This is a genomic window from Spiroplasma litorale, assembly GCF_001267155.1.
Classification (GTDB): Bacteria; Bacillota_I; Bacilli_A; order Mycoplasmatales; family Mycoplasmataceae; genus Spiroplasma_A; species Spiroplasma_A litorale.
In genome coordinates this window covers 82699-95019 of record NZ_CP012357.1, presented here as the reverse complement: position 1 = coordinate 95019, position 12321 = coordinate 82699, and the positions used below count along the sequence as shown (strand labels likewise).

General features: G+C 28.4%; 10 protein-coding genes. 1 reads left to right on the top strand and 9 read right to left on the bottom strand.

The window, feature by feature from the left end; translation table 4 throughout:
• Positions 1-8: 8 nt before the first annotated feature.
• From SLITO_RS00455 to SLITO_RS00425, 7 genes are all read right to left on the bottom strand, one after another.
• Positions 9-974, bottom strand: coding sequence for a glycosyltransferase (locus SLITO_RS00455; protein WP_075057853.1), 966 nt, complete (start codon positions 972-974; stop codon positions 9-11).
• A gap of 129 nt (positions 975-1103) precedes the next feature.
• A complete protein-coding gene (gene pflA, locus SLITO_RS00450; RefSeq protein ID WP_075057852.1) occupies positions 1104-1850 on the bottom strand; it encodes a pyruvate formate-lyase-activating protein in 747 nt (248 codons plus the stop codon).
• A gap of 37 nt (positions 1851-1887) precedes the next feature.
• On the bottom strand, positions 1888-2136 hold the full coding sequence (locus tag SLITO_RS06150) for a glycine radical domain-containing protein (RefSeq protein WP_075057851.1): 249 nt from the start codon (positions 2134-2136) through the stop codon (positions 1888-1890).
• Positions 2137-2197: 61 nt separating this feature from the next.
• Complete coding sequence (pflB, locus tag SLITO_RS00440) at positions 2198-4255, bottom strand: formate C-acetyltransferase (RefSeq protein WP_075057850.1); 2058 nt, start codon at positions 4253-4255, stop codon at positions 2198-2200.
• 124 nt (positions 4256-4379) lie between these two features.
• A complete protein-coding gene (gene adhE / locus SLITO_RS00435) occupies positions 4380-6983 on the bottom strand; it encodes a bifunctional acetaldehyde-CoA/alcohol dehydrogenase (RefSeq protein WP_075057849.1) in 2604 nt (867 codons plus the stop codon).
• A gap of 87 nt (positions 6984-7070) precedes the next feature.
• The gene (gene asnS, locus SLITO_RS00430; RefSeq protein WP_075057848.1) at positions 7071-8435 is read right to left on the bottom strand and encodes an asparagine--tRNA ligase; all 1365 of its coding nucleotides are present in this window, start codon (positions 8433-8435) and stop codon (positions 7071-7073) included.
• A 72-nt stretch (positions 8436-8507) separates the two neighbouring features.
• Entirely contained in the window at positions 8508-10316 is a 1809-nt protein-coding gene (locus tag SLITO_RS00425) for a PTS transporter subunit EIIC (RefSeq protein WP_075057847.1), read from the bottom strand.
• 132 nt (positions 10317-10448) lie between these two features.
• Here SLITO_RS00425 and SLITO_RS06145 point away from each other — a divergent pair, with 132 nt between their 5' ends.
• Positions 10449-10580, top strand: a complete 132-nt coding sequence (locus SLITO_RS06145) for a hypothetical protein (protein ID WP_268794773.1) — start codon at positions 10449-10451, stop codon at positions 10578-10580.
• 19 nt (positions 10581-10599) lie between these two features.
• On the opposite strand, the gene SLITO_RS00415 is transcribed toward SLITO_RS06145, so the two are convergent.
• Both SLITO_RS00415 and SLITO_RS00410 read right to left on the bottom strand, forming a co-directional pair.
• Positions 10600-11514: a type I phosphomannose isomerase catalytic subunit gene (locus SLITO_RS00415; protein ID WP_075057845.1), complete on the bottom strand. Its 915-nt coding sequence runs from the start codon at positions 11512-11514 to the stop codon at positions 10600-10602.
• A gap of 10 nt (positions 11515-11524) precedes the next feature.
• Positions 11525-12304 carry a MurR/RpiR family transcriptional regulator gene (locus SLITO_RS00410; protein WP_075057844.1) on the bottom strand — a complete coding sequence of 260 codons (780 nt, stop codon included), beginning with the start codon at positions 12302-12304 and terminating at the stop codon, positions 11525-11527.
• Positions 12305-12321: the final 17 nt, after the last annotated feature.

Below are 12321 nucleotides of genomic sequence, written 5' to 3'. Positions count from 1 at the left end.
TCTCTTTGTTATTTCATACTTTTAAGTTTTTCTTTGATATAGTTTGAGAAATTAATAACTAAATTTTTGAAAGTTTCATCTTTTGTATTTAAAAAAACAACGTTATTTTTTATGAAATCTTCTTTTTTAGGTTCAAATTTTCTATTAGCAAAATCAAATGCTTTTTTTGTTAATATTTTATTACTTGTTTTTGAGATTGTTCATATTCATATATGAAGCATTGTTTTATAATATGAGTATTTTATATAATCTTTTAATTCATTATATTTTTTAATTCTTCTATAATAATTAAAAATATGTGTTCATTGATTTACAATATCAAATATTGAATATTGAACTTGTCTTAAAATAACATTTTCTAAACTTTCTGAATTAATATATAAATAAGTTTTTGCTTGGCTATATATTTTATAGAAAAATAACATATCAAATCTAACTTGATTTCTAAATTTAAATTTAAAATTATCTATAATTTGAAAATTGTAAAGCTTGTTAAAAAGCAAATTATTTGTGTAAGCTAATGGATCATATTCTGATTCTAAAAAATATACTTTGTTTGATTCTAAAAATGATTTAGAGGGTATTTGATTATCATTAACAAAATTAAAACTATATTCAATAACATCTATTGAGTTAGAATCGTGTTCTTTTAATTTATTTTGGATTTTAATAACAAAATCTTTTTCTATTGTATCTCCTTGAGAAATAAATTTTACATATTTTCCTTGGCATAACTCAAGTCCAATATTTCAAGAATAAGAAGACCCGTATCTATTATTGTTAAATACTAGTTTAATATTTTTATTATCTTTATAAAGGTTGCAAAAATACTCGTTCTCTTCAATATCATTAATGTCACGATCTAAAACAATTATTAGTTCGTAATCTTTAACTGATTGGTTTAAAACGCTTTCAATCGAGTGTTTAAACTCTTCTTTTGCATTTGGAATTACAATTATAAATGTAACAAACATATTTTCTTCTACTTTCTATTCAAATTAATTTTACACTAATTGTAATATACATTTAAAAATAAAATATTTAATATGTTCATATTTTCAAAAATAAAAAACTGTAATAAAAAATACAGTTTTTTATATATATTATGATTTAAGAACGTTTTCAATTATTTTTCTACATTCTACAACATATTCTTTTTTTGGAGGAGTTACATCTTTGAGATAAAATTTCATTTTTAGGTTTTCATATTTGGGTATCATCATATTGTGATATGGTAGCATTTCAAATCGTTCAACATTGTTAAGCCCTTTAACAAACTCGGCCATTTTTATAAGATCATCTTTATCATCTGTTCACCCTGGAACAAGAACATGCCTTATTCACATCTTGGTATTACATTCGTCAACAAATTTTATTGCTTCTAATATATTTGTATTTGGTCTTGAAGTTAAACTAATATGCTTTTCATTATCAATATGTTTTAAATCAGCTAATACTAAATCAGTATATTTTAAAAGTTCTCTTCATTTGGATTTAATTTTTTCAATTTCATTGAATGTTCCAAAACACGTATCTAAGCATGTGTTTATATTTAATTCTTTTAGTTTTTTAAAAAGTGCAATACAAAAATCGATCTGAGTTGTTGCTTCACCACCAGATAAAGTGACACCTCCATGGGCATAAAATGATTTATTTTTTTCATATAATTTAATCACTTCGTCAATAGTAATAATTTTATCTTTTTTAAATTCTAAAGTTTCAGGGTTATGACAATACTTACACCTTAATAAGCAGCCTTGCAAAAATATAACTAGTCTTAATCCAGGACCATCAACAGCACCAAAAGTTTCAATACTGTTGTAGTAACCTACAATTTCTTTTTCTTCCATTGTTGTTACCTAAAAAAGAGGACGAAGTCCTCTTTAATTACATTGATTCATGGAAAGTTCTTGAAATAACTTCTTCTTGTTGTTCTTTAGTTAATTTTACAAAGTTAACTGCATAACCTGAAACTCTGATTGTTAATTGTGGATATTGTTCTGGGTGTTTTTGTGCGTCTCTCAATATTTCTCTATCTAAAACATTTACATTTAAATGGTGACCACCGTGTCCCATATATCCATCTAACATATTTACTAGGTTTTCAACTTGTTGTTGTGATGCTTTTGTTTTCATATTATTTCTCCTTTAACATTTATACCTATATATATTATATAACTTTTAAGTTAATTTTTTACTATTTTGGTAATTTTCCAGAAACTTTAATTTCTCCTGTTATTACTAAATCTTCATCTTTTCCTAATGCATTAGGAATAACTGAGAAAGTATTTGATATACCATCTGCTGCATGTTTAAATGGAATTTTTGAAACTGAAGCTAATGAAGCAACTGCTCCCGAACAATCTCTACCATGCATTGGGTTGGCTCCTGGTGCAAACGCTTCTGGATAACGTCTACCACAAGGTGTATCTCCTGTTGATTTACCATATACAACATTTGATGTAATTGTAAGAACTGACATTGTTGCTTCAGAACCTCTGTAAGTTTTATGTGATCTTACTTTATTCATAAATACTTTTACAACTTCTTTTGCAATGTCATCTACTCTATCATCATCATTACCATATTTAGGGAAGTCACCTTCAGTTCTATATGATGTCACAATACCGTGTTCATCTCTTACTGGGAAAACTTTAGCGTATTTTATAGCTGATAAAGAGTCTGCTACAACTGATAATCCTGCAATTCCAGTAGCAAAGAATCTATGTACATCTGTATCATAGAAACACATTTCTGCACTTTCATAATAATATTTGTCGTGCATATAATGAATAACATTAAGTGTATTTACATATTTCTCAGCAACTCACCCCATCATATTATCGAATTTTTTTCAAACTTCTTCATAATCTAATTGACCATCACCTGTTTGAATTGGTTCAAAAATTGGTGTAATTTGTTCTTTTAGTAATTCATCCTTACCACCATTAATTGCATATAATAATGTTTTTGCCAAGTTTGTTCTTGCACCAAAGAATTGCATTTGTTTTCCAACTTTCATTGGAGAAACACAACAAGCTATTGCATAGTCATCCCCATGAGTTGTTCTCATTATGTCATCATTTTCATATTGCATTGATGAAAACATAATTGAATATTTTGAACAAAATTCTTTAAATTTATTAGGCAAATTATTTGATCACAATATAGTTAAGTTTGGTTCTGGTGAAGGTCCCATATTTGAAAGGGTGTGAATATATCTAAAACAGTTTTTTGTAACAAGTGTTCGTCCATCTAAACCTATTCCACCAATTGATTCAGTTGCTCAAACAGGGTCTCCTGAAAATATTTGGTTATATGCAGGAGTACGAGCAAATTTAACTATTCTTAATTTCATAACTAAGTGGTCAACAAGTTCTTGAGCTTTTTCCTCAGTTAAAATTCCTTTTTTAAAATCTCTTTCAATATAAATATCTAAAAATGTTGCTGTTCTACCAAATGATTCTGCAGCACCATTGTTTTGTTTAATTGCAGCAAGATAAGCTAAATATGTAAAGTTAAATGCTTCGTGTGCATCTTTAGCTGGTTTAGAAACATCAAAACCATATGATTCTGCCATTTTTGTAATATCTTTTAATGCATTTATTTGTTCTGTAATTTCTTCACGTAGCTTAATTTTATCTTCTGTCATTTCACCGTCAATTAAGTATGAATCTTTAATTTTTTGTTGTATTAAAAAATCTGATCCATATAGGGCTAACCTTCTGTAATCTCCAATAATTCTACCTCTTCCATATGCGTCAGGTAGTCCAGTAACAATATGACTTCTACGTATTTTTCTCATATCAGGTGTGTATGCATCAAAAACACCTTGGTTGTGAGTCTTTCTATATTTAGTAAATATTTCTTTTACTCTATCAGACACTGTAAATCCATATGATTCATTTGCCTGAATTGCCATATTAATACCACCTCATGGCATTAATGCTCTTTTAAAGGGTTTATCTGTTTGTAATCCTACTACTTTTTCAAGTTTTTTATCTATAAACCCTGCAGCATGTGAGGTAATTGTAGATGGTATATCTGTATCAACATCTAAAACTCCTCCTGCTTCTCTCTCTTTTTTAGTAAGTTCCATTATTTTAGCTCATAATTTATTAGTGTTTTCGGTTGGACCTTTTAAAAAAGAGTCATCACCAGTATAAGGTGTATAATTTCTTTGGATGAAGCTTCTAACGTCAACTTCATCAACCCATTCACCGGGTTGAAAATCTTCTCATTCTTTAAATCTCATAATATCTCCTTTGTTATATATTATAGACCTTTTTAGAATTTTTTCTAAAAATTTATAATTTTTTTAATATATTTTATAATTTGCAATTAATTTCAAAAAAAACCTTATTGAAAGGTTTTTTTAATTATTTTGAAAATTTTTTAATATCTTTTCCGTAATATGCATCCATATATAGTTGTTTAATGTCTTCAATTAATGGGTAGCGTGGGTTAGCTCCTGTACATTGATCATCAAAAGCATCTTCAGACATTTTATCTAATGTATTAAGAAATGCTTTTTCATCAACACCATAATCTTTAAAGTTAGTTTTTAATTCAACTTCTTTTGTTAAAGCTCTTACTTTATCAATTAATGCGTCAACAAGTTCTTCATCACTTTTACCTTTTAATCCAATAAATTTTGCTAAAGAAGCATATTTTTCCATTGAGTTTTGTGTTTCATATTGAGAGAAGTATCCTTGTTTACCACCTTCAAGAACACAAGCTGCATTATATCTAATTACATAAGGTAAAAGAATTGCGTTTGCAGCACCATGGATAACATTGTGATATCCACCAATTTTATGTGATAATGAGTGAACTATACCTAAAAATGCGTTTGCAAATGATAATCCCGCAAATGCTGCACCATTCATAACTTTTTCTCTTGCTTCTTTATCTGTTGCTCCATCTTTATAAGCTCTTGGTAAATATTCGATTATATTTTTTGCACCTTGTAAAGCATAAGAATCTGTATATTCAGTTGCCATAACTGAAACATATGATTCTAAACAGTGGGTCAAAGCATCTAATGCAGGCGCATTTGTTGCTCCTTTTGGGACAGTCATTGTTAATGATGGATCAATTATAGCCATGTTAGGTGTAAGTGAGTAATCTGCTAAAGGATATTTTTTATGATCTTTATCATCTGTTATAACTGAGAATGGTGTTACTTCAGATCCAGTTCCTGAAGTTGTTGGTATACAAATCATTTTTGCTTTTCTACCTGTGTTTGGATATCTAACTATTCTTTTTCTTATGTCAGCAAATGTTACAGCAAGATCTTTGAAATCAACTTCTTCTTCGCTCTCATAATATAATCACATTAATTTTGCAGCATCCATTGATGATCCACCACCGATACCAATTATTGCATCCGCTTTAATATTTTCTAACATTTTTGATCCACGTAGTGTTGTTGAAAGCATTGGGTTTGGTTCAACATCATCAAAAATAGTATACTTGATATTCAAATCATCTAATTTTGAAGTTACTCTTTTACCATACAATTGGTTAATAATTTTATCAGTAACTATAAAAACATTTTTTATATTTCAATCTTTTAAATCTTCAAGAGCAACCTCAAGTGATCCAAACTTATGATAAATTCTTTCTGGTAATCTTAGTCATTGCATATTTTCTCTTCTCTCCACTAATGATTTTACGTTCAATAAGTTTAAAGGAGTAACATTTTGTGAATATGAGTTACCACCTTTTGTTCCACAACCTAATGTAAGACTTGGCTCTAACATAAAGTTATACATGTCTCCAACACCACCTAGTGAAGAAGGAGAGTTAATTAAAAGTCTACCCGGATTTAAAGTTTTAAATTTTTCAACTTTTTCAATTGAAGATTTTCTATTTATAAATAATGACGCTGTATGTCCAGGACCTAATTTTAATATATTTTTAGATTTTTTAATTGCATCATCAAAATCTTTTGCTTTGTATAAAGAAGCGTATGTAGACAATTTTTCATGAACTAATGCTTCATCATATTCTGTGCTTTCTGTTTCAACTAAAATAAATCTTGTTGTTTCTGGTACTTTTATTCCTACAAGTTTTGCTACATCTAAAGCACTTCTACCAACTAACTCTGAATTAAGAAGTCCAAACTTACCTTCTTTAAACATTGCTTTTCTAAACTTATTTTTTTCCTCTTCTTTTGTCACGATATAAGTATTTTTCTTTTCAAATAAACTTACAACTTTATCATAGACAGACTCCAATACAACTACTGAGTTTTCTGTTGCACAAACAACACCATTATCAAATGTATTAGACTGAACAATTGATGAAGTTGCAAGTTCTAAGTCTGCTGAATCATCAATTATTGCAGGTGCATTCCCAGCACCAACACCAATTGCAGGCACTCCAGAAGAATAAGCTGCCTTAACCATTCCTGGTCCACCAGTTGCTAAAATAATATCTGAATTTTTCATTACATATTCTGTTCCTTCTAGAGAAGGGTTTTCAATTCATCCGATAATATTTTTCGGAGCACCAGCTTTAACAGCAGCTTCTAAAACAATTTTAGCAGCTTCAATTGTACTTTTTTTTGCACCTGGGTGAGGTGAAATTATAATTGTGTTTCTTGTTTTAATACATAATAAACATTTAAATATTGCTGTAGATGTTGGGTTTGTTGTTGGTATTACAGCTCCTACAACACCAATTGGTTCATAAACTTTATCAATACCCCCTGGATCATTTGAGTAAAATGTACCCACAGTTTTTAAATCTTTATACTTATTATAAATAAACTCACTAGCATAGTGATTTTTTAAGATTTTATCTTCTATGATCCCCATTTTTGTTTCTTCTTTAGCTAACTTAGCCAAGTGAATCCTGTTCTCGTTTGCTGCTAATGCAGCTTTTTTAAATATATAATCAACTTTTTCTTGAGTAAATTGAGAAAATTCTTCAAATGACTCACGCGCTTTTTTAAACAAATCTTCAAATTCTTTCATAAGTTCCTCCTAAGAATTATTATAATTCTTTTTATATATATTTGTAAATTTTTCTATTATTTATTGTAAATTATAAAAAACCTACTATTAAAATAGTAGGTTTTTTGGGGTTCTTGGGAACGGTATTACATCTCTTATATTACCTGCCCCTGTTATATACATAATCAATCTTTCAAAACCAAGACCAAATCCAGCTGATTTATAATAACCATATTTTCTTAGGTCGTTATATCATGATAAAGAATCTGTATCAATTCCTAAATCTTTACATCTTTTTGATAATTTATCAAAATCATCTTCTCTTTGACTTCCGCCAACCAATTCACCAATACCTGGAACTAATAGGTCTGTTGCGGCCACTGTTTTATCGTCAGGGTTTAGTTTCATATAAAATGCTTTAATTTCTTTTGGATAGTCAGTTATAAAAATTGGTCTTTTAAAGTGTTTTTCACATATAAATCTTTCATGCTCTGTACCTAAATCCAAACCAAATTTTATGTCACTTTCTTCAAACTCATGATTATTTTTTACTGCATCTTGTAAGATTTTTATCGCTTCTGTATATGTTATTTTTTCAAAATTTGAGTTTCTAACTAGGTTTAATTTATCAATTAATCCGTTTTCCAAATTAGAATCACAAAATTCTAGTTCTTCTTTACATACTTCGAAAATATAATTTATAACATATTTAACCATATTCTCAATTAAGTCGATATTATATTTTAAATCTTCGAATGCGACTTCTGGTTCAATCATTCAAAACTCTGCAGCGTGTTTTGAAGTGTTTGAGTTTTCAGCTCTAAAAGTTGGTCCGAATGTATAAACTTTTTTAAATGCTTGTGCATATGCTTCTGCATTTAACTGACCAGAAACTGTTAAACAAGCTTTTTTACCAAAAAAATCTTTTGGATAATCTCCGTTATCTAATGTTGTTACAATAAAAGATTCTCCAGCTCCTTCCGCATCATTTTCAGTAATGATTGGTGAGTTAACATATACAAAACCGTCTTCTTGGAAAAACTTATGAATTGCAAATGCAGCAGATGATCTAATTTTGAATATTGATTGGAATGTTTTAGTTCTTGGTCTTAAATGTGATATCTCTCGTAAAAATTCTAAAGAGTGCTCTTTTTTTTGAAGAGGATAATCTAAACTTGCACTGCTTAATATCTCTATTTCAGATGCTTGCACCTCAAGTTTTTGTTCTTTTTCAGGTGTTAATAGAATTTTTCCATTTATATTTATCACAGAACTTATTCTCAATTGAGAAAGTTCTGCAAAGTTTTTAAGAGAGTCTTTATATACTATTTGCAAATCTAATATGGTTGATCCATCATTAACAACCAAAAAACCAACTGATTTACCTGCTCTATTAGTTCTCACTCTTGCTGTAAAACTAACAATATCATCATTTTTTAATTTTTTATCTTTTACTAATTGGTTTATATTCATTATCAATTCTCCTTAAACATATATATTTTATATAATAAAAAAAGATTTTGAAATCTTTTTTTATTATATATACTATTCACTTTTTTGTTTTTCTATTAATTCTTTTAAATAAGGTTTTAAAACTTCCTGTTCCCCACCGTAAACTGCTTGAATGCTTTTCCCCCTTATAATTACACCATTGCATCCACCAAGTGATTTTATTCCATCACCATTTACAATCGATGAATCTTTTACTGTCACTCTTAACCTTGAAGCACATGAGTCAACATTTTCAACATTCTCTCATCCACCTAAAAATTCTAATATTTTAGTTGCTTTTTCAATGTGTGCTTTGTTTTTTGAACCACTTGCTTTTTCTTTAAAATCTTTTTTTGTAAATAGATTTGATAGATTTGAACCATCTCTACCTGGTACCATAACTTTACCAAATTTTACTGCAAAATAGAAACTAAAGAAATATGCAGGTGCCATTATTAGACCTATTCACAATATATGTAGTGGGTTAGTTCCAGCTTTAAATGGAATTAAACCAAATACAATGTAATCAATGAATCCTCCTGAAACTGTCATTGAGGTGTGGGTTTTCATTAGTCCTGTTAATAAAAATGAAATTGAAGCTAATGGCATATGTACCAAATAGAACAACCATGGTGCCAAGAATAAGAAAGTAAATTCTATTGGTTCAGTAATTCCAGTTAAGAAACTTGTAAACGCAGCAGAGAAATAAATTCCCATAACTTTTTTTCTATTTTCTTTAGGAACATTTAATCACATTGCAATTGCTGCCATTGGTAAACCAAACATCATAAATGCAAATTTTCCTGATTGGAATCTACCTAAATTTAATCCCATACTTTCAATATCTTTAAAATTAATTAAATCTTGATGAGCAATTACTCAATACATAATAGTTTGATCACCTTTGGGGATTGCTAAACCTTTATTTCTAAGTTCGCTTAGTAATTCTCCAGCTTTTTGACCTGTGTGTAAAACAAAATCTGAGTTATTTTCTAATAATTGCTCTAGATCTCCACCTGCAGCAGACCATCATAATGGAGCATAGAAAACATGATGTAAACCAAATGGAACTAATGATCTTTCCAATATTTCATAAATGAATGAATCAGTACCCATAGGTAATTTTCCAGAGTTTTCACCAAACCAAGCCAAACCTTTACCTAGTGGGGGTCAAACTATTAAAAATATAAATGCTAATGGTATTACAGCCATAAAAGTTATTATTGGTACTAATTTAGATCCCGAAAAGAAACTAAATGCTGATGGTAACTGCGTTTTATGAAACTTGTTATACATCCAAGCAGATATTGCACCAACAAATATTGCAGCAAAAACACCTGTGTTTAATGAATCAATCCCTAAATTTGGTGTTATTAAGTTTTTGCTAACATTACTGTATCAAAGAACACTGTATGTATCAGTGTATTTTGATGATATTAATAAAGCAGATTGCAAACCATTAAATGCTAGAAATCCAACAACAGATGTAATAGCTGCAACACCTGAGTCATTTGTATAAGCAATAGCAACTGATATACAAAATAATACAGGTAGATTTCCAAATGCGACATCACCCATTGTATTTAAAACTTTACCAAAAAAATAAAGTCCTTGCATACCTTCTGTTACTAAAGAACCATTTAATATAACATAACCAATTCCATCTTGATCACCAGTATATATACAAGCGTTAGCAATGGTAGCGCCAACACCTAAAAAAATCCCAGCAATTGGTAAAAGAGCAATTGGTAATAAGAAGGCCTTGCTAAGTTTAGAAAGTGTAGGCATTATTCCACTTGTGAAACTTTTAACACTTTCTTTGAAAGACTTCTTAACTGTTTGTTTTTTTATTTTCTCTTCCATATATTTTCTCCTTATCCATAATTAATTATAGACCTATTAAAAAATATATCAACTTATAGTAAAAAACCAAAAAAACTTCCAATACACATAACCAAACAAAAGATTGCCGAATATTGAAGTATGTGGGCTTTAGTGAAACCTCACACTCCTTTATCTTTAACTTGTAAAGTTGATGAAACAGTTGTTTTTTTTCTTTTTAGAAAAAAATCAACTAAAAATAAAATAATTGAAATTACAAGGAATATTACAGCTGCTGTTAAATAATAATATCTTTGTTCCATAATTATCTATTTACCCAATAAAATATAATCTCTAATTTCCCAGTAATTTCAAAAAGTTTAACATTTGAATTACATACCGCAGACTCTCCACATTTAAAATCTACACCATTAATTACGCCTTCACCGTTGATTATAGTAATATTAATTCAGTAGTCAGTATTTGGTTTTTCGAATTTGAAGCTACCATTTATTTTTAACTTTTTAATCAAAAAATACTCTGATTCAAAATCAAAATTATCTTTATTTCTTATTATAAAATCATCTGAGTCTGGCACTGATATATTATTTAGTGAGTCTTCAATGTGCAATTCTCTTTTTTTATTGTTTTCTAATCTATCATAGTCATAAAGTCTATATGTAATATCGCTTGATCTTTGTAGTTCAAAAACTGTTACATTTGGTGTTATTGCATGAATTTTTCCAGGTTCAACATATAAAAAATCTCCAACATTAATTTCTTCTTTTTTTAAAATATCATTTCATTTATTCTCTTTAATTGCAATTTCAAATTCTTTTAAGGAGCTTGCATTATGCCCATAAATTAAATTTGAATCTTTTTTACAATCCATAATATATCAACTTTCTGGTTTACCTAATGAATTATGTTTTTTCTTAGCATATTCGTCACTTGGATGTACCTGTACAGATAAATAATCATTTGCTGTAATTATTTTTGCAAGTATTGGAAATTCTTTATTATAATATCCAAAAAATGATTTATTTTGATTATAAAAATCTATTAGTGAAATTTTATTATTATTAAAATTAACATAAGACATACCATTTGGATGTGCACTTATTAATCAAGCTTCTCCAACTTTTCTATCCCCTATTTCAAACCCGTATTTTTTTAATTCGCTTCCACCCCATATTTTTTCAGAAAAATATGGTATAACTTTTACTATGTCTAGACTCATTGTTTTTTTCCTAACCCTCAGAATTCATATAGTGATAAATTAATAAATCGTTTAGATAATTAAATGGGACTGAATTTGATATATGCCCTTTGTAGATTAATTCATCTGGATTATCAACAATCAATGTATGTATTGATGATAAGTACTCTACTATATTTGGTGAAGCAACCTTACCAGATATATAAATTATTTTTCTATTTTTTTTACCAATTTCAGTAATAAATTTGTCTAGTCGACTTGAGTTTCCATATCTTGTAAAAAATATAAAAACATCATTTTCTTTAGAACTTTCTGTTCTTTGAGTTAGTGTATCTTGATCACTATCTAATAAAAAAGTATCTAAATTATTTTTGTAAAGAAAGTTTGATAGCTCTTGTGCTGGACCAGATAATAAGTTTTCTCAATAACAAATAAATGCTCTTGATGAGTTTTTTAAAACTGTTAATGTTTGGAATATATCTTTTTTTTCAATTAATGCATAGTTTTGTTTAATTATATTTATATAGCCTTGTACAACATTTTCGTCGTTTTTGGCAACATTAATTTTTTGATTTTCAACATCATTTGCTAGTGATATAGCAAAATCTCTAAAACCTTTAATGTTTAATTTTTTTAATAGTCCGTATATAGCACTATAACCAGTTCCTGCTTCTTGCGCCATTCTTTCTATTTTCATATTTGTATCTACAATTTCCTTTAAATGTCCCTTAATAAAATCTACTATTTTTTTTTCTTTGATTGTCAAATCATTCTCATCAATAGTAGTCAACTTACTTAAAAATGACCTCATGTTTATCTCCTTCTGTT